This window comes from Mesorhizobium sp. M1342, assembly GCF_040317955.1.
Lineage (GTDB): Bacteria > Pseudomonadota > Alphaproteobacteria > Rhizobiales > Rhizobiaceae > Mesorhizobium.
Window position 1 is genome coordinate 40,595 of the sequence record NZ_JAMYLI010000026.1, and the last position, 16,956, is coordinate 57,550.

Genomic DNA, 16,956 nt, shown 5'->3' on the forward strand with positions numbered 1-16,956 from the left:
CGCGGAACTTCAGGTTCCCTGTTCGCGCGCCACGGCCTGCCAGCCGATATCGCGGCGGCAGAACCCGTCCGGCCAATCGATGCGGTCGAGGGCAGCATAGGCTCGTTTCTGTGCCTCGCCGACCGTGGCGCCTGATGCCGTCACGTTGAGGACGCGGCCGCCATTGGCAACCAGCGCGCCGCCATTGATGGCGGTACCGGCGTGGAAGATCTCGACACCGTCGCTCGCCGCGTCTTCGACGCCGCGGATGACCGAGCCTTTTTCCGGCGTGCCGGGATAGCCTCTCGCCGCCATCACCACGGTGAGTGCCGCCTCGTCGCGCCAGCGCACCGAAGTATGCGCAAGCTGGCCGTCGGTCGCCGCGTTGAGCAGGACCAGCAGATCGTCCTTCAGCCGCATCATCAGCACCTGGCATTCCGGGTCGCCGAAACGGGTGTTGTATTCGATCAGCCTCGGTCCCTTGTCGGTGATCATCAGCCCGGCAAACAGCACGCCGGAGAACGGCGCGCCAAGTTCGGCCATGCCGCGCATGGTCGGCTCGATGATCTCGCGCATGGTGCGCTCGACCAGTTCCGGCGTCATCACCGGTGCCGGCGAATAGGCGCCCATGCCGCCGGTGTTCGGACCGGTGTCGCCGTCGCCGACGCGCTTGTGATCCTGCGCGGTGCCGAAGGGCAGCGCAGTGGTACCGTCGCAGAGGCAGAAGAAGCTCGCCTCCTCGCCGGTCATGAATTCCTCGACCACAACTTCCGCGCCGGCGGCGCCGAAGGAACCATCGAAACAGGCATCGAGTGCTGCCTGTGCTTCACTGAGCGTCATGGCGACGGTGACGCCCTTGCCGGCAGCGAGCCCGTCGGCCTTGATGACGATCGGCGCTCCGGTCTTTTCGACATAGGCCTTGGCCGAGGCCAGATCACTGAAGCGGCCATAGGCGGCAGTCGGGATGTCGTAGCGGGCACAGAGGTCCTTGGTGAATCCCTTCGAACCTTCCAGCTGTGCGGCAGCCTTGGAGGGACCGAAGACGCGGATATTTTCGGCGCGCAGATCGTCGGCAATGCCGGCGACCAGCGGCCCCTCCGGACCGACCACCACGAGGTCGATTTTTTTCTCCCGGCAGAACGCGGCCACGGCGGCGTGGTCGGCTAAATCCAGCTTCACCAGCTCAGCCTCGCTGCCGATGCCCGGGTTGCCGGGAGCCGCATAGAGCTTTGTCAGCAGCGGTGATGCGGCAATCTTCCAGGCGAGCGCATGTTCGCGGCCGCCGGAGCCGAGAAGAAGAACGTTCATGGCCACCTCTTGATGCTGTCCCTAAAAAAGAACCCGCTATTGCTCTCTGCAGGACGGGTCAAGGCATCAGGGTGTTTAGATCGCGATTGCGCACGGGAACGTTATCCCCCGCCGAAAATGGCGGCGGACACCGCCGCCGATTTTCTGGCGATTCGACTAGGCGGAGAAAACCACCGGAAACCAGTCCTCGCGTAGCCTCTGTCCCGGCTGCATGCCATGGCCACGATAGGGCGGCGAGGTGCGGCCCGGCCGCTCGACATAGCGCGCATCGTCACCGACCCAGCGCAGCGACAGCGCCCGGCGCCGCGCCGCGGTCATATTGCCACGGGCGCCGTGCGCGGTCCTGAAGTCGAACAGGATGGCGTCGCCCGGCTCCATTTCCCATTCGAGCACCTTCATCGACGGATCCTTGTCGGGATCGGGCACCGGCAGATAGTCGCCCTCGCCGGCATAAAAGTTGCTATCGTCGAGCCAGCGCACCGGCAGGATCATCTTGTCCCATTTGTGCGAGCCGGCGATCAGACGCAGCGTCGCTTCCTTCACCGGGTCGATGGGTATCCAGAAGCTCACCGTCTGCCGGCCATCGACGAAATAGTAGGGGATGTCCTGATGCCAGGGCGTCGGCTTCTGCGTGCCGGGCTCCTTGACCAGCACATGATCGTGGAAGAACTGCGCGGTGCGCGACTGCATCACCGCAGCCGCCAGTTCGGCGGCTGGCGAACCCCGCACCAGACTGACGAATTCGGGGATGCGCTCCCAGTTGCAGTAGTCGTCGAAGAAACTGCCGCGGCCGTTGGCGATGTCGGATGCGGTGGCGCTGCGGTTCTGCATGTTGCGTTCGATGCCGGCGGCAATCGTGTCGACCCAGCCCTTGAAGGCGCCGCGAATGCAGACAGCGCCGTCACGCTGATAGTCGGCAATCGTGGACGCGCCGATCATGGTGGCATCGAGGGTGGCAGTCTGGGAAGCCATGGCGTTCTCCTCTTGGAATGAAGCCATTATCGCAATATCAATTCATTCAGTAAAATAATAACTTTCCATCCGACATATAGAGTACTCCTATGAGTGTGACCCTCACGCAGCTGCGCTATCTGGTTGCCGTGGCGCGTCACGGTAGCGTCACCGGCGCGGCAAAGATGCTGAACGTATCTCAGCCGTCGATTTCGGTGGCGATCGACGCGGTCGAAAAGAATTTCGGCCAGAAGCTGTTCGTCCGCCAGCGCGGAAGCGGCGTGTCGCCGACATCGTTCGGCCGCGCCGTCGTGGCCAAGGCAAGGCAGGTTCTCACCGAAACGGACGAACTCGTCGGCCTGGGTTCAAGCAAATCGGCTGTCAGCGGTGAGTTGGTGCTGGGATGCTTCGAGGATCTGGCGCCTTTCTTCGCGCCGGCTTTGATCCGCGCCTTCTCCGAACGCTATCCGGCCGTCAAAATCGTCGTTCGCGACGAGACGTTCGAGACCCTGGGACGACGGCTGGGTGATGCGGCCATCGATCTCGGCCTGACTTATGATCTCAGCCTGCCGACGCATTTCGCCCGCATCCTGCTGCGCGAACTTCGCCCGCACGCGCTGTTGCCGGCAGGCCATGCCCTGGCGGACCGGCCAATGGTCAGTCTTGCCGATCTGGCCGCCTATCCGCTGATCACGACGGACCAGCCGCACAGCTGGCAGCACATGCTCGACCTGTTTCGCAGCCGCGGCCTTTCGCCGGTGGCCGATACGACGACGAGCTCGTTCGAACTGCAGCGCAGCATGGTCGCCAACGGCTTCGGCGTCGCGGTCAGCTATACCCGCCCGCACGGCGACCGCAGCTATGACGGGCTGCCGCTGATCTGCAAGCCGCTATCCGATCCGCTGCCCATGCAGCGGATCCTGCTCACCTATGACACGCATCAGCGTGTGTCGAATGCAGCGCTGGCCTTCGTCGAGATGGCCAGGGACTGGTTCGCCACCCGCGACATCTTTGCCTTGTGAAAGGCTGACGTGCACCACTCTCCCGCTTGCCGCTTGACGGTTTCTGCCGCTGCTGCCACTCCATGGACATGGAAAACATCCAGTCGAAAGCGGCCCAGGGCCGTGTCGCCGATGCTCCGAACGGCCATTGGGTCTACCGCGTGCTGCCGCGCTCGATATGGCCCTATGCGCAGCTTGCCCGATGGGACAGGCCGATCGGCTGGCAGCTGCTGCTGTGGCCGTGCTGGTGGTCGGCGGCCTTGGCGGCAAGCGCCTATCCGCGTCCCGGCGACCCGCTGCTCTCACTGCTGCCGGCACCAGTGTATCTCGTGCTTTTCCTGGTCGGGGCCATCGCCATGCGTGGCGCCGGCTGCACCTACAACGACCTCGTCGACGAGGACATCGACAGCCAGGTGGAGCGCACGCGCTCGCGACCGCTGCCGTCGGGCAAGGCGACCCGCCGGCGGGCATGGCTGTTTCTCGTCCTGCAGGCTCTGGTCGGCCTCGTCGTGCTCATCCAGTTCAACAGCTTCGCCGTCCTGCTCGGCATCTGCTCACTGGCGGTCATCGCCATCTATCCATTCATGAAGCGGATAACCAACTGGCCGCAACTGGTGCTTGGCCTTGCCTTTTCCTGGGGCGCGCTGATGGGATGGGCGGTCGAGTTCGGCGATCTCGATGGGCCTGCCATCATGCTCTATATCGGCTCGATCCTGTGGGTGATCGGCTACGACACGATCTACGCGCATCAGGACAAGGAAGATGACGCCATCGTCGGCGTGCGCTCGACGGCACGCTTGTTCGGCGACAACACCAAGTCGTGGCTGGCAGGGCTTTATGGTGGCGCGCTGATCTGTTTTGCGATCGCCTTCGCGTCGGCGCAGGCGCCGGTGGTGGCGCTGGCCGGGCTGATTGCCGCCGGCGCCCATATGGCGCGGCAGATCGCGGTTCTGGATATCGACAATCCGGACCAATGCCTGCGACTGTTCAGGTCGAACAACCAGGTCGGCTGGCTGATCTTCCTCGGCCTGATCGGCGGCGCTGTGTGGGTGGCGCTGAAGCCGCTGGTTTAGCGGCTTCCCGTCTCAGCATTCCCAGCGGGATCATGCTCAGTCGCGCGAAATAATCTCCTGGCCGTCGATGACCAGCCTGAGACCGAGGGCGCCCGCTCTGCGGCGAGCGAGGAAACGCGGGCGGCGCGTGTTCGAAATCCGCCCCTTGCGCCTATCCTGCGGCGGCAGCGTCTTGATGGCGGCGCCGAGCGATTCTTCCAGGGTGCGGGCAACGCCGTCCGATTCGATCAGCAGCATCGGCAGACGGTAAGCGTCGGCCCAGGCGCGCCAGTCGGCTGCGACATCGTCGAGATCGTCGGCCACAAGCAGCGGCACCGACAGCATCGGGTCGTTGTGCAGGAGTTCCAGGGTCACCGTGACATTGCCGTCCGGGTCTTCCATGGCGCGGGCGGCAACGCCGCGGAACGCATTGGCGGGCAGAACGATGATTGCGGGCAGGCCGCTCATCTCGAGCAGGCGGCGGATCACGGCGCCGCGCTGGTCGATGGTGAAGGTTACATCGCCGTAGTCGTCGCGAGTCGCGTAGCTCACCACTTGCGGCAGGCGGAATGGGTCGAGACGCATGTTGCGTCCCGCCCAGACTGGCTTCAGTCCGGTGTTCATAGAGTGGCCTTCCTGTCTGTCTCCTGAGAGCCGGTGTCCGGTTCTCTCCGGGCCGGTTTTTCCGGCCTCGTTTGTATGGAGACAGTAGCGCGGGCTCCTTACCGCCCCGCTTAAGAAAGTCGGTTAAATTTTGCTGATCTCAGGGATGGTTATCGGAATCCCACCAGCCACAAGATGTCGAAAGGATCAGATAACCTTACCCGGATTCATGATGCCGGCCGGGTCGAAAGCGGCCTTAACCCTTCGCATCAGATCGATCGCCATCGGCGGCGCGGTGGCGATCAGTTCGTCGCGTTTCAACTGGCCGATGCCGTGCTCGGCCGAGATCGAACCGTGCAGGCTGCGCACCACATCGTGCACCGCCTTGTTCATGGGATGATAGAGAGCGAGGAACGCCTCATCGTCGCCGTCGACGGGCCGCGAAATGTTGTAGTGGAGATTGCCGTCGCCCATATGGCCGAAGCAGACGACGCGGGCACCGGCGCTCACCGACGCCACGGCGCCGGCAGCCTCCGCGATGAAACGCGGAATCGATGCAATAGGCACCGAAATGTCGTGCTTGATCGAGGCGCCCTCCGGCTTCTGCGCCTCGGGCAGCAGCTCGCGGAAATTCCAGAAGGCATCGCCCTGCGTGAGACTCGCGGCAATGACGGCGTCGCCGACGAATTCCTGTTCAAGGCCGGCCGAAAGCACGTCCTCGATCAAGGCTCTCGAATCCTCCGATGAACGACCGGACGAAATCTGCATCAGCACGTACCACGGCCAGTCCTCGATCAGCGGCCGCACCACGCCCTGGGCATGCGCCAGCGTGAAATCATAGGGCCGCTTGCCGATCAGTTCGAAAGCGGTGAGTGCTGCCCCGGCACGGTCCATGGCCAGGCTGAACAGCGAAAGTGCTGCCTCGGGCGACGACAGGCCGACGAAGGCGACTTCGCGCCCCTTCGGCTTCGGGAACAGCTTGAGCACGGCGGCGGTGATGACGCCGAGCGTGCCTTCGGCACCGACGAACAGGTTTTTCAGATCGTAGCCGGTGTTGTCCTTCTTCAGCTTGCGCAGGTCGTCGAACACCTCGCCGGTCGGCAGCACCACCTCGACACCGAGACAGAGTTCGCGCGCATTGCCATAGGCAAGCACTCCGGTGCCGCCGGCATTGGAGGAAAGATTGCCGCCGATCTGGCAGGAGCCTTGCGCGGCCAGCGACAGTGGAAACAGCCGGTCGGCGGCGTCGGCCGCCTCCTGCAGCGTCTGCAGGATGACACCGGCCTCGACCGTCACCGTGTTGGACAAGACATCGATTTCACGGATGCGGTTCAGCCGCGACAGCGACAGGACGATTTCGCGCCCGGACCTGTCCGGCACCTGGGCGCCGACCAGGCCGGTGTTACCGCTTTGCGGCACGATCGGCGTGCCTGTCTCGGTCGCCAGCCGCATGATCCGGCTGACTTCGTCGACGCTGCCCGGCCGCAGCACCAACGATGTCGCGCCGTGCCAGAGCCCGCGCCGTTCAACGAGGTAAGGCGCGATATCCTGCTCTTCACGCAGCGCATATTTGTCGCCGACGATCGCCGTGAAGCGATCGATGAGAGCGGGATCGAGTGTCTCTGTGATTTCGGTCATGGGGAAAAACTATGTTGCGGGTTGTGGGATGTCACGAGGGGCGGCGGCACGCGACAGCCGATCGTTGATCGCTTCGCCGAGCCCGTCGAAGGGAACCGGCTCGACGGCGATGGTCCGCGCGCCGCTGCGGTCAAGCTCCTGCATATAAGCGAACAGATTGCTCGCCGCTTCGCGCAGGTCACCGGTTTCGGACAAATTGAGGAAGGCTTCGGCGCGGCGCCAGCCTTGCGCCCTCTGGCTGCCGAAGCCGAGCAAAGCCTCGCCCTCGCCGACCGTGCCGGCATGGAGCCGCATCGCAGCACCTGGCGCATAGTGCGAGGCAAGCATGCCCGGCGCCTCGATACCGGCGATGCCGCCGCGCAACAGCTCCATGCCGATAGCCGCCTCGATCTCCTCGGCGGCGATGCCGCCGGGCCTCAGCAGCCGCAATCCGTTTCCTTCGGCCTTGACGATGGTCGATTCCAGCCCGACCGGGGTCGCGCCGCCATCGACCACCAGCTTTATCCGCGCACCGAGATCGGCGGCTACCGCTTGCGCGGTCGTTGCGCTGATCCTGCCGGATGAATTGGCGCTGGGCGCTGCAAGCGGGCAGCCGAGCCTGGCGATCAGGTCGCCGCCAAAGCCCCTCGGCATGCGCAAGGCAATCGTATCGAGCCCGGCGGTGACCAGCGGATGGATGCCGTTGCCGGGCCGTTGCGGCAGCACCAGCGTCAGCGGACCTGGCCAGAATGCCAGCGCCAGTTTCCTGGACAGCGGATCGAACAGCGCGAGGCGTTCTGCCATCGCCATGTCTGCGACATGAGCGATCAGCGGGTTGAAGCGCGGCCGCCCCTTGGCCTCGAAAATGCGCGCGACACCGATGCCGTTGGTGGCGTCGCCGGCCAGCCCGTAGACGGTTTCCGTCGGGATGGCGACGACATCGCCTTCCATGAGCAGCGCCAGCGCCCGCTCCAGCGCCTCGCCCGAGGCAAGTATTTCAGCCACTCTCGTCACCTCACAGCTGCGGGGTGCGTAGTACGATGGCGGCCGTTGGGCAAGTCGCTGTTGGGTAAACGATTGTTGGGCGAGCAGGAGCATTGGCGATTTATCAATCCCTAAAATGCTATGTTTCCGCGAAAGCCGGCATCAATTCCGGCCTGCTATCGAACAGCTTCTGGGCAAAGGGGAGCGAAATCAGTGTCTGCGCGTATCCTGCTGGGTATCATTCTTGCTGTTGCGGCCGGCGAAGCCCAGGCGTCATCCCTGGTTTTTCCAGGCGCGCCATCCTCCACACCATCGATCGTCAGGATCGGCGCCCTCAACCAGCCTAGAACCGCCGATGCAGTCAATGCCAGCGATGGGCGGTCGGTGGTGGCAAAAGGGGAAGCGCAGCCCGACGTCACCGATGAAAAGGTGGCGGCGATCCCGGACAAGCCCGCGACCGGGCACGACTTCCAGCCAGGCCCGATGGTCATTCGTGGCGGCGTTACCGGTCCCGACTTCCCGGCACCCGCGCCAACCGCTGCACCAGCGACAGGTACTGCGCCGGCCGCTGGCACGGCGCCGGCGGCAGACACCGCGCCGGCAACGGCCACCGCCTCCGCAGCCCCCTCAGGGAACGCCGAGAACCAACCCACCCCGCCGAGCGCTCCGGCGCCGGCAGCAGGGCAGCGCATGCCTCCCAACGGCTACACCAAATAGCCTTGGCTCAAAGGCAGCCGACATCGATGGCGAGACTTGACGGTGGTCTGGCGCCCGGCGCACCATTGTCAGGCAACCCCGTTCTAGGCATTTCTGGCAGACGGGATTTCATCAGGGGTAAAGGGGGGACCATGAGAAAAGCTGGAATCGTAACCGGGGCAGGCCTTCTGCTGGCGTCACTGCTTGGCGTCGTCGCGGCTCACGCCGACGACATGCTGGGATCCTATGTCGCGCGCATTTCCGATCGCGACCATCAGGCGAGTGACGGCTATGCGCTGGACAATGCCGCGCAGATGGTGCGGCAGGACCGCGCCAACTGGCACAAATTCCACCGCCGTGACAGCGACGACGAGGGTGATGGCTGGTTCAGGACCAACGGCCAGCGCGCCGACCTGCAACGCATGCTGGAACGCGGCGGCGCGATGAGTTCCTCGACCAAGCGCGCCATCGTCAATGGCGAACCGCTGATCCAGGTCGATGTCTACGAAAACAGCGTGCGCGTCAGCATTCTCGAGAACTGACCGGGCCGTCGCCCGGGGCGGCTGACAGTCGGCTTCGGGGACGACTGACAGGAAAAGGCGGCGCCTCAGCACCGCCTTGCCATCGATGGAACCGGCGGCTGAAAAAATCAGGCCGCTTTTTCCTTGTCATCGTCTTCTTCGGACTCGTCGCCTTCAGCCTTCACGCTATCCTCGGCGTCGTCTTCGTCTTCGTCCTCGTCGTCTTCATCTTCGTCGTCATCCGAGAGCGTGGCAGTTTCGGTGGACTCTTCGCCATCTTCATCGTCGCCGTCTTCGTCGTCATCAGACAGGTCAGCGGCTTCGACCGCTGCGGCGGCGGCATGATCGAGGATGGTTTCGGAAGCGGATTCAAGCGCCTCGGCGGAAGCCGGGGTTTCTTCTGTCACTTCGATGTCGTGATCGGAATTCATAGAAGCCTCCGTGGGGTTGGGGAACATGTCCCTTTTGCCACGGAGAGATCATCGCCATATGACTGTAAGCCGGCTCGAACGGCCGGCGGCAAAGAATATTTTCTTCGCCTTAACCTGCGATCTTCGAGAAATCCGCGACCTGGCCGGTGGCCGCGCGGATGCGGGCGAGCAGCGCCAGGCGGTTGGCACGCACCGCCTGATCCTCATCGTTTACAAGAACATGCTCAAAGAATGAATCAACCGGTTCGCGCAACACGCTAAGCGCCAGCAAGGCGGCGGAAAAGTCATCGTTTTGAATCGCTTCGCCGGCTTGCTTCTCAGCCTGATTCACCGCCGCAAACAGCGATTTCTCGGCATCCTCGCGCAAGAGTGCCGACTCAACGGTTTCGGCGACCACCGTTTTCTTCTTCTCCTCGGCGGCCAGAATGTTGGCCGCACGCTTGGTGCCGGCGAGCAGGTTCTTGCCATCCTCGGTGTCGAGGAAGGAGCCCAGCGCCTCGACCCGGCGCACGATCTGCAGCAGGTCGTCATTGGACGATTGGCCAATCTCCCCCCTTGTGGGGGAGATGCCCGGCAGGGCAGAGGGGGGTACTTGGCGCTGAGAGGACGGCGGGACAGCGCCCCCCTCTGTCGGCTTCGCCGACATCTCCCCCTCTAGGGGGGAGATCGGGCGCGAACCTGTCGCCAGCACCGCATCGATCAGGTCGTGCCGAGCGCCTTGATCGCGGAGGTAGACCTTTAGGCGATCGTGGAAGAAGGCCAGCAGGTCGCGATCCCCAGACTTTCCGTCGCCGGCGTGCGCCCGTGCACTCACATAGTCGCCACCCAACTTGGCCTGCTCTTCAGCGTGCCGGCGGTCGATCTGGTCTTCAATGATTCTTCGATGTTCAGCTACGATCGAAAGAAGGCTTACCGGCGTCTCGTTATCCAGCACCAGCCTCACCACCCCAAGAGCAGCTCTGCGCAGTGCGTAGGGATCCTTCGACCCGGTCGGCTTTTCATCGATCGCCCAGAAGCCGACCAGCGTATCGAGCTTGTCGGCGAGCGCGACAGCGACCGACACTGGATCGCTCGGTACGCGATCGGACGGGCCCTGCGGCTTGTAGTGTTCCTCCGCTGCAGCGGCGACCGATGCATGCTCGCCCTGAAGCAGCGCATATTTGCGACCCATAGCGCCTTGCAGTTCCGGAAACTCGCCAACGACTTCGGTGGTGAGATCGGCCTTCGCCAGGACGGCAGCGCGCCGCGCCAGTGCCGGATCGGCGCCGATGATCGGCGCCAGTTCCTCGGCAAGCCGCGCAATCCGCTCCACCCGTTCGCCTTGCGTGCCGAGCTTGGCGTGGAAAGTCACGCCGAGATGGTCGAGGCGGGCCATGCGCTGGTCGAGCGGCTTCTTGAGATCAAGCCCGAATTTTTCCGCCGATGCCTCGAGCTCACGCAGGTCAGGCAAATCGCCCTGGTCGGTCGTCCAGAAATAGAGCGCGTCGGACAGGCGGGCGCGCACCACCTTGCCGTTACCGTGGGCGATCTCCTTGCCGCCGTCCTTCGCCTCGATATTGGCGGTTAGGATGAAGCGGTTGGAAAGTTGGCTGATCTCCCCCCTTGAGGGGGAAATGGCCGGCAGGCCAGAGGGGCGCGCCTCACGCCGAGAGGACGGCGGGACAGCGCCCCCCTCTGTCGGCTTCGCCGACATCTCCCCCTCCAGGGAGGAGATCGGGCGCGATGTCACAAAGCACTTCTGGTTGGCGCGGATGGTCAGTCGGATCACCTCGGCCGGAATGGCGAGGAATGCCTCCTCGAACTCGCCCATCAGCACGACCGGCCATTCGACCAGCCCGGACACTTCCTCCAGCAGCCCTTCGTCCTCAACCAGATCAAGCCCGTTGGCGAAGGCGAGATTGCGGGCGTCGGCAAGGATGATCTCCTTGCGCCGATCAGCATCGAGCACGACCTTGGCCGCTTCCAGCTTGGAAACATAGTCGTCGAAGCGGCGTACCGTGATGGCGTCAGGCGCATGAAAACGGTGGCCATAGGTGATGTTGCCGGAGCGGATACCGTCGATCTCGAAATCGACCACGACAGGCTCCTCTGTTTCCGGGCCGAAGGTGCACAGGATCGATTGCAGCGGCCGTACCCAGCGCAGTGAACCGGGCTTGGCCGAGGCCGGCCCCCAGCGCATCGATTTCGGCCACGGAAAATTGCGGATGATGCCCGGCACCAGTTCGGCGATGATCTCCTCCGCCGCCCTGCCCGGCTTCGAAATGTGGGCGACATAAAAATCGCCTTTCTTCGGATCGGAATGGACATGCGCCTCGGCGATCGAGGAAAGTCCGGCCTTGCGCAGGAAACCCTGGACCGCCTGTTCAGGCGCCGATGTCGAAGGCCCCTTGATCTCTTCGCTTATATCCTTCGAGCGCGCGGTCAGGCCCCTGATGTCGAGGGTCTGCCGCCGCGGCGTCCAGTACTCGCGCGCCGCCTCATAGGTCAGTCCCGCCTCGACCAAACCGTCGGTCAGCATCTTCCTGAGATCACCCGCCGCCTTGCGCTGCATGCGCGCAGGGATTTCCTCGGAGCGAAGTTCTAGAAGCAGGTCAGGCATCGGGGTCAGCTCATGCGGGAGAGTGGTCCGGGCGGGGCATAGCAACTCGGCTGGCTGCTGTCACCCTTTACACAAATTTTGACCGCCCTGTCGGGACGAGACCACGCCACCCGTCCTTGGATCAAAGATTTCCATGAACCGAACGCAGCGCTGAAGCGACCCACGCTCAGGCAGGGAACATTTGGCTCAACGATCATGAAAACGGCATCCAGACTTCTGCAGATCCTCGCACTCGGCGCCTGCTTCACGGCGCAGGCTCACGGCGCCTTCTCGATGCCGGGCGTGCGGCAGGCATTGCGCACCATCGACGGTGCCGGCGGTCAGGCCGTACCGCCGATCAACGGTTCCCTCGAGATGATGAAGCGGGCCTGAAGCTCAGGCCGCCAAGCCACCCGCCTGCGTCTTCAGAAACGCTTCGCCGCAAGCCTTGGCCAGATTGCGCACCCGCAGGATATAGCTCTGCCGCTCAGTGACCGAAATCACGCCGCGTGCGTCGAGCAGGTTGAAGACATGGCTGGCCTTGATGCACTGATCGTAGGCCGGGAAAACCATGCGGTGCATCGGCAGATTGTCGTTGGACGCCGGCGCGCCGGCGTCGAGCAGCGCCTTGCACTCGGCCTCGGCATCCTCGAAGTGGCGCAAAAGCATCGCCGTGTCGGCGTATTCGAAATTGTGGCGCGAATATTCCTGCTCGGCCTGCAGGAAGACATCGCCATAGGTGACCTTGTCGGTGCCTTCGCGGCCGTTGAAATTGAGGTCGTAGACATTGTCGACGCCCTGCACATACATGGCCAGCCGCTCCAACCCGTAGGTCAGCTCGCCGGCCACCGGCGCGCATTCGATGCCGCAGACCTGCTGGAAGTAGGTGAACTGCGAGACTTCCATGCCGTCGCACCAGCATTCCCAGCCGAGACCCCAGGCGCCCAGCGTCGGACTTTCCCAATCGTCCTCGACGAAGCGGATGTCGTGCAGCAGCGGATCGACGCCGATCGCCGCCAGCGAGCCGAGATAGAGTTCCTGCAAATTGGGCGGGTTCGGCTTCAGGATCACCTGGTACTGGTAATAATGCTGCAGCCGGTTCGGGTTCTCGCCATAGCGGCCATCCTTGGGACGACGCGAGGGTTGGACATAGGCAGCGTTCCAGCGTTTTGGGCCGAGCGCGCGCAGCGTTGTTGCCGGATGAAAGGTGCCTGCACCGACTTCCATGTCGTAGGGCTGCAGGATAACGCAGCCATAGGCTGCCCAATAGTTGTGCAAGGCCAGGATCAGCCCCTGGAACGAGCGGCTGGGATGCATATGGGCGGGGATTTCAATTGTCACGGGTGGCCTCGACAGCACAGGCTAGCTTGCCGGCACGTCCTAGAGACCCGGCAGCAAAGCGTCAAGCAAAGCACGCCGATGCGGTCGCGCCGACATTATGGACAATGTTGAAAGCTTTGCAGAGGCTGGCCCATTGCCCATCTCTCGGGCCTGCGCTCTGTTCGCCTGTGCAGCAACGACAACAGGTTTCAGCCATGCCCAGCCCGATCGTCATCCGCCCTGTCGCGCGACAGGATTTCGAGCAATGGCTGCCGCTGTGGGATGGCTACAATGCATTTTATGGCCGCTCGGGCGAAACGGCCCTGCCGGGTGAGATTACCCAGATGACATGGTCTCGTTTCTTCGATGCCTATGAGCCGGTCCACGCGCTGGTGGCCGAAGGCGAGGGACAGCTTCTCGGCCTCGTGCACTATCTCTTCCATCGCAGCACCACGGCGATCGCACCGAATTGCTATCTGCAGGACCTTTTCACCACGCAGGCATCGCGTGGCAAAGGCATCGGACGGGCGCTGATCGAGGGCGTCTACGAGCGCGCCCAGGCGGCCGGCTCGGGCCGCGTGTACTGGCTGACGCATGAGACCAATCACACGGCGATGAAGCTTTACGACAAGGTCGCCGAACACTCCGGCTTCGTCGTCTATCGCAAGCTCTTCTGAGGCAGCCAGCCTAATACGGTTCAAACGAAAACGGGACTCCGAAAGAGCCCCGCTTGCGTTGAATTCAAATGGCTGACTTCATCCCTTCGGGGCGGGCACCGGCTCCGGCTTGACCTTCGGAGTTTCCTGCGCCGTGTTGGACTCGATCGGCGGCAGGCCCTTCATCAGTTTCTGCTGCAAGTTGGCCAGCACATCGGGATCCGGCTTCAGGTCGCGAGCCTGGTTCCACTGGAAGGTGGCTTCCAGCTTGCGGCCGACGCGCCAGTAGGCATCGCCGAGGTGATCGTTGAGAACCGGATCTTCCGGCTTCAGCGACACGGCGCGTTCCATTTCACGCACCGCGTCATCGAACCTGCCAAGGCGGAAATAAGCCCATCCCAGCGAGTCAACGATGTAACCGTCGCTCGGCCTGAGGTCGACGGCCTTTTGAATCATCGCCAGGCCTTCCTTGAGGTTCATGTTCATGTCGACCCAGGAATAACCGAGATAGTTCAGCACCTGCGGCTGGTCGGGGAACAGTTCCAGCGCCTTGCGGAAGTTCGGCTCGGCCTTGGGCCATTCCTTCAGGCGCTCATAGGCGATGCCGCGCTGGTAGAAGATGTTCCAGTTGGCCGCGGTCGGCGCCTTCAGCACCTCGACGGCCTTATCGTAGAGAGTGGCGGCCGAACGGAAATCGTCCTTCGAGGAATAGACTCCACCGAGCGCCAGATAGGCGCGCATGTCATTGGGATGGGCGTCGACCAAGGCTTTCAGATGGGTGATCGCTTCTTCGTGACGGTCGAGGTCGGCAAGATTGAGGCCGAGTTGCAGGTCCGAAAGCTCCTTCAGCGGCGAAGCGGCGGGAATCCGGCGATAGAGCGCGATGGCACCTTCGCCGTCCTTCAATTGCTCGGACACGGCGGCGAGTTGCACAAGGGCAGCGTCGCTATCTGGCTTCAAAGCAAGCGCATATTGCAGATAGAGGCGGACGAAGGGCTCGCCGCCGCCACGGTTGAGCGCGGTGGCGAGGTCGAGCAGGATTTCGGAGGCGCCATCGGATGGACCGGCAACCAGCGGCGCAATCTTGTCGCCTTTTGCAATTCGGTCGCGCAAGGCGACGATTTCCAGCTTGCCCGGCGAGAACGCCTCGGCCTGGTCGAGCACCGACAGCGCCTTGGTCTTGTCGCCCTTGCGGACCAGGAACGAGGCGTAGGCCTGGGCATTGCGCATCCAGGTTTCGGGAGCGGCACCGCCGGCGGCGGTATCCTGCATGGTCGCGGCATAGATCGCCTCGGCCTTTTCGGGCATGCCGGATGCATCAGCGATCAGGGCGCGGTGGAACGACTTGAACAGGCCGAACCAATCCGGCCCCTGCAGCTTGTCGATGGACGCCATCGCATCGGCAGGCTCGCCGGCGCCTTGCTGCGCCCAGCCGGACATCACCCCGGAGATCAACCGGTCGAGATCGGATTCCAGCGACAGCTTGAGCCAGTACTGCGCCTTGGTGAAATCCTTCTTGTGGAAGGAATCGACGGCGAGCGCCAACCGCGAGAAACGCTCGACGTCAGGCACTTCCTTGAGCTTGTCGGCATAGACCAGGGACTCGTCGAAGCGCCCTTGCGCGATCAGCGACAGCATCAGGCTCTGCTGCAGGCCGGTGTCGCTCGGGTCAAAGGCCAATGCTTGCTTGTAGTAGGCGATGGCGCTGTCGAGGTCGTTATCGCCTTCGGCGATCCGGGCTGCCAGATAGGCGCCCGAAAACGACGTGATCTTGACCGGTTCGCTGGTCTGCTTGGCATAGGCCGGCAAAGCCGAGATCGCCATGCCTGTCACAATTGCCAGCCTTGTCAGCCAGCGCGCACATCCTTGCCGCATCGTATCCCTTTCAGCCAGGCGCCATCTCCGCGTCAGCGGGATCGGCGTAGACTCGATCTTTCCAGGCAAAGCATGGCCTTTTTGGGGTCGCGCTTCAATCCGCCTCGAATTCACAATCCGGGCACCCGATTAACAAACCATGGCGACAGGGGGCAGTTTTCCGATTTGAATTTCGGCCATGGCCCTGCGCAGCGCCGAATATAATCACAGCTTCGACCCTTGAGCTCGGCTTCGACCGCTAAGGCTCGGGGCCAATATCAGCCCTCGGCTGGCGAGGCGGACCGCTGCACCAGCGTGTCGCTATATCCACCGGCCGCTATCGTGCTGCACAGTTCGTTCCATTCGCAGCCGCCGCAAGCCTTGCGTACAAGGCCAGCCGAAAACGCCTGCCGCATCCGGGCTAAGGTCCCCGTGTCGAGATCGAGGTGGGTGCCGACACGGATTGGCCGCGCCAGCAATTCCTCTACATCCAGCGCGGCGAGCCGGTCCCGCTCGACGACACTCTCGTTGAGACAATGCGGTTCCGGTTCGTCGAGCAAGGGAGCGCAGACATCGTCGGGGCCGGAAACGAGGAGAATCTCCTCGCCCCGGCTCAGGCGCTCCGCGACGCGATCATAATTGGCGATGAAGGCGGGGCTGTATCCCTTGCCCACATAGGTGAGCAGGCAAAGGAGGTGATGGGCGCGCAGCCTGATCGTCACGGATTGGCCGGCTTCGCCTTGCCGCCGGGAAGGGCCATGAGGGTCGCGGCACCCAGCGCTGACTTGAGCAAGCCGCCAACGATGAACGGCAGGAGGCCGAAGGTAACGGCCTGTTCGGCTCCAATCATGACGGCAAGCCATGCTGTGCCCAGCACAAGGCAGGCAAGGTTCCCAAGCAGCATGGCGACGAAGGCAAGCATCACCCTTTTGCCGTTCCAGCCGCGTTCGGCCAGCCAGCCGACCAGTGCGCCGACAAGCGGGAAGGCGAAGAGATAGCCACCCGTCGGCCCGACGAAATGCGCCGCACCCGCTGCCCCTCCGGACAGAACCGGAAAGCCGACCGCACCCTCGACCAGCCAGGCGGCGATGGTGAGCGCGCCAAGCCGCCAGCCATAGAGGGCGCCGATTAGGGTCACCGCAAAGGTCTGCATGTTTACCGGGACCGGCACCATCGGCACCTCGATATAGGACGCCAGCGCCAGGAACAGCGTGCCAAGCACGACGGCTCCAACCTGCCAGGCAAGAGAACGATCCTGGAGCCGGAGCGGACTGAACGACGGCTTGCCGGGTGAGAATGCGACGTCTGTCATTGGGGTTCCTTCGATCGATTGCAAATTATAGATAATTTCTGTTTTCGATCTATTATCGAATCCACACTTCCCTGGGGATTGCAAGCCCTGGCT

Annotated in this window: 17 protein-coding genes; 6 read left to right on the forward strand and 11 right to left on the reverse strand. The window is 63.3% G+C overall.

From position 1 onward, the window contains the following. Nucleotides 1-9: 9 nt before the first annotated feature. Together purD and NKH06_RS24435 are read right to left on the reverse strand one after the other, a co-directional pair. On the reverse strand, nt 10-1,287 hold the full coding sequence (purD, locus tag NKH06_RS24430) for a phosphoribosylamine--glycine ligase (protein WP_128302482.1): 1,278 nt from the start codon (nt 1,285-1,287) through the stop codon (nt 10-12). A gap of 156 nt (nt 1,288-1,443) precedes the next feature. Next, nucleotides 1,444-2,259 (reverse strand): phytanoyl-CoA dioxygenase family protein, encoded by an 816-nt coding sequence (locus tag NKH06_RS24435; protein ID WP_352439996.1) that lies wholly within the window; start codon nt 2,257-2,259, stop codon nt 1,444-1,446. 89 nt (nt 2,260-2,348) lie between these two features. On the opposite strand from NKH06_RS24435, the gene NKH06_RS24440 reads away from it, so the two are divergent. Next, on the forward strand, nt 2,349-3,260 hold the full coding sequence (locus NKH06_RS24440) for a LysR family transcriptional regulator (protein WP_352439997.1): 912 nt from the start codon (nt 2,349-2,351) through the stop codon (nt 3,258-3,260). 68 nt (nt 3,261-3,328) lie between these two features. Then, nucleotides 3,329-4,312 carry a 4-hydroxybenzoate octaprenyltransferase gene (gene ubiA, locus NKH06_RS24445; RefSeq protein ID WP_023808647.1) on the forward strand — a complete coding sequence of 328 codons (984 nt, stop codon included), beginning with the start codon at nt 3,329-3,331 and terminating at the stop codon, nt 4,310-4,312. Between the two features lie 36 nt (nt 4,313-4,348). Here the strand turns inward: ubiA and NKH06_RS24450 are convergent, their stop codons facing one another. From NKH06_RS24450 to NKH06_RS24460, 3 genes are all read right to left on the reverse strand, one after another. Next, nucleotides 4,349-4,915, reverse strand: a complete 567-nt coding sequence (locus NKH06_RS24450) for a DUF6101 family protein (RefSeq protein WP_023808648.1) — start codon at nt 4,913-4,915, stop codon at nt 4,349-4,351. Nucleotides 4,916-5,101: 186 nt separating this feature from the next. Then, the gene (locus NKH06_RS24455; RefSeq protein WP_023808649.1) at nt 5,102-6,532 is read right to left on the reverse strand and encodes an FAD-binding oxidoreductase; all 1,431 of its coding nucleotides are present in this window, start codon (nt 6,530-6,532) and stop codon (nt 5,102-5,104) included. Nucleotides 6,533-6,541: 9 nt separating this feature from the next. Continuing rightward, on the reverse strand, nt 6,542-7,516 hold the full coding sequence (locus NKH06_RS24460) for an L-threonylcarbamoyladenylate synthase (RefSeq protein ID WP_023808650.1): 975 nt from the start codon (nt 7,514-7,516) through the stop codon (nt 6,542-6,544). 192 nt (nt 7,517-7,708) lie between these two features. On the opposite strand from NKH06_RS24460, the gene NKH06_RS24465 reads away from it, so the two are divergent. After that, nucleotides 7,709-8,212: a hypothetical protein gene (locus tag NKH06_RS24465; RefSeq protein WP_023808651.1), complete on the forward strand. Its 504-nt coding sequence runs from the start codon at nt 7,709-7,711 to the stop codon at nt 8,210-8,212. A gap of 131 nt (nt 8,213-8,343) precedes the next feature. Then, on the forward strand, nt 8,344-8,733 hold the full coding sequence (locus NKH06_RS24470; RefSeq protein ID WP_023808652.1) for a hypothetical protein: 390 nt from the start codon (nt 8,344-8,346) through the stop codon (nt 8,731-8,733). Between the two features lie 107 nt (nt 8,734-8,840). Here the strand turns inward: NKH06_RS24470 and NKH06_RS24475 are convergent, their stop codons facing one another. After that, a complete protein-coding gene (locus NKH06_RS24475) occupies nt 8,841-9,143 on the reverse strand; it encodes an ATPase (RefSeq protein ID WP_128302476.1) in 303 nt (100 codons plus the stop codon). 109 nt (nt 9,144-9,252) lie between these two features. After that, a complete protein-coding gene (locus NKH06_RS24480; RefSeq protein ID WP_023808653.1) occupies nt 9,253-11,742 on the reverse strand; it encodes a glycine--tRNA ligase subunit beta in 2,490 nt (829 codons plus the stop codon). A gap of 195 nt (nt 11,743-11,937) precedes the next feature. On the opposite strand from NKH06_RS24480, the gene NKH06_RS24485 reads away from it, so the two are divergent. Next, nucleotides 11,938-12,114: a hypothetical protein gene (locus NKH06_RS24485; RefSeq protein ID WP_023808654.1), complete on the forward strand. Its 177-nt coding sequence runs from the start codon at nt 11,938-11,940 to the stop codon at nt 12,112-12,114. 3 nt (nt 12,115-12,117) lie between these two features. On the opposite strand, the gene NKH06_RS24490 is transcribed toward NKH06_RS24485, so the two are convergent. Beyond that, a complete protein-coding gene (locus NKH06_RS24490) occupies nt 12,118-13,038 on the reverse strand; it encodes a glycine--tRNA ligase subunit alpha (RefSeq protein WP_031212237.1) in 921 nt (306 codons plus the stop codon). 218 nt (nt 13,039-13,256) lie between these two features. On the opposite strand from NKH06_RS24490, the gene NKH06_RS24495 reads away from it, so the two are divergent. Further along, nucleotides 13,257-13,718 carry a GNAT family N-acetyltransferase gene (locus NKH06_RS24495; RefSeq protein ID WP_023808656.1) on the forward strand — a complete coding sequence of 154 codons (462 nt, stop codon included), beginning with the start codon at nt 13,257-13,259 and terminating at the stop codon, nt 13,716-13,718. Nucleotides 13,719-13,796: 78 nt separating this feature from the next. On the opposite strand, the gene NKH06_RS24500 is transcribed toward NKH06_RS24495, so the two are convergent. The 3 genes from NKH06_RS24500 to NKH06_RS24510 all read right to left on the reverse strand — a co-directional run bounded on the left by NKH06_RS24500 (nt 13,797) and on the right by NKH06_RS24510 (nt 16,863). Next, on the reverse strand, nt 13,797-15,572 hold the full coding sequence (locus NKH06_RS24500; protein ID WP_127290928.1) for a tetratricopeptide repeat protein: 1,776 nt from the start codon (nt 15,570-15,572) through the stop codon (nt 13,797-13,799). Between the two features lie 257 nt (nt 15,573-15,829). Beyond that, on the reverse strand, nt 15,830-16,273 hold the full coding sequence (locus NKH06_RS24505; protein WP_352894331.1) for a DUF1284 domain-containing protein: 444 nt from the start codon (nt 16,271-16,273) through the stop codon (nt 15,830-15,832). Continuing rightward, nucleotides 16,270-16,863 carry a biotin transporter BioY gene (locus NKH06_RS24510; protein WP_352761236.1) on the reverse strand — a complete coding sequence of 198 codons (594 nt, stop codon included), beginning with the start codon at nt 16,861-16,863 and terminating at the stop codon, nt 16,270-16,272. Before NKH06_RS24510 ends, NKH06_RS24505 begins: the two co-directional genes overlap by 4 nt. Nucleotides 16,864-16,956: the final 93 nt, after the last annotated feature.

What these genes read in the sequence shown, in the direction of transcription:
- NKH06_RS24450 (WP_023808648.1), bottom strand. Translation starts at nt 4,915, where the DNA reads ATGAACACCGGACTGAAGCCAGTCTGGGCGGGACGCAACATGCGTCTC.
- NKH06_RS24455 (WP_023808649.1), bottom strand. Translation starts at nt 6,532, where the DNA reads ATGACCGAAATCACAGAGACACTCGATCCCGCTCTCATCGATCGCTTC.
- NKH06_RS24510 (WP_352761236.1), bottom strand. Translation starts at nt 16,863, where the DNA reads ATGACAGACGTCGCATTCTCACCCGGCAAGCCGTCGTTCAGTCCGCTC.
- NKH06_RS24485 (WP_023808654.1), top strand. Translation starts at nt 11,938, where the DNA reads ATGAAAACGGCATCCAGACTTCTGCAGATCCTCGCACTCGGCGCCTGC.
- NKH06_RS24440 (WP_352439997.1), top strand. Translation starts at nt 2,349, where the DNA reads ATGAGTGTGACCCTCACGCAGCTGCGCTATCTGGTTGCCGTGGCGCGT.
- NKH06_RS24480 (WP_023808653.1), bottom strand. Translation starts at nt 11,742, where the DNA reads ATGCCTGACCTGCTTCTAGAACTTCGCTCCGAGGAAATCCCTGCGCGC.
- NKH06_RS24495 (WP_023808656.1), top strand. Translation starts at nt 13,257, where the DNA reads ATGCCCAGCCCGATCGTCATCCGCCCTGTCGCGCGACAGGATTTCGAG.
- purD (WP_128302482.1), bottom strand. Translation starts at nt 1,287, where the DNA reads ATGAACGTTCTTCTTCTCGGCTCCGGCGGCCGCGAACATGCGCTCGCC.
- ubiA (WP_023808647.1), top strand. Translation starts at nt 3,329, where the DNA reads ATGGAAAACATCCAGTCGAAAGCGGCCCAGGGCCGTGTCGCCGATGCT.
- NKH06_RS24490 (WP_031212237.1), bottom strand. Translation starts at nt 13,038, where the DNA reads ATGCATCCCAGCCGCTCGTTCCAGGGGCTGATCCTGGCCTTGCACAAC.
- NKH06_RS24470 (WP_023808652.1), top strand. Translation starts at nt 8,344, where the DNA reads ATGAGAAAAGCTGGAATCGTAACCGGGGCAGGCCTTCTGCTGGCGTCA.
- NKH06_RS24435 (WP_352439996.1), bottom strand. Translation starts at nt 2,259, where the DNA reads ATGGCTTCCCAGACTGCCACCCTCGATGCCACCATGATCGGCGCGTCC.
- NKH06_RS24475 (WP_128302476.1), bottom strand. Translation starts at nt 9,143, where the DNA reads ATGAATTCCGATCACGACATCGAAGTGACAGAAGAAACCCCGGCTTCC.
- NKH06_RS24500 (WP_127290928.1), bottom strand. Translation starts at nt 15,572, where the DNA reads ATGCGGCAAGGATGTGCGCGCTGGCTGACAAGGCTGGCAATTGTGACA.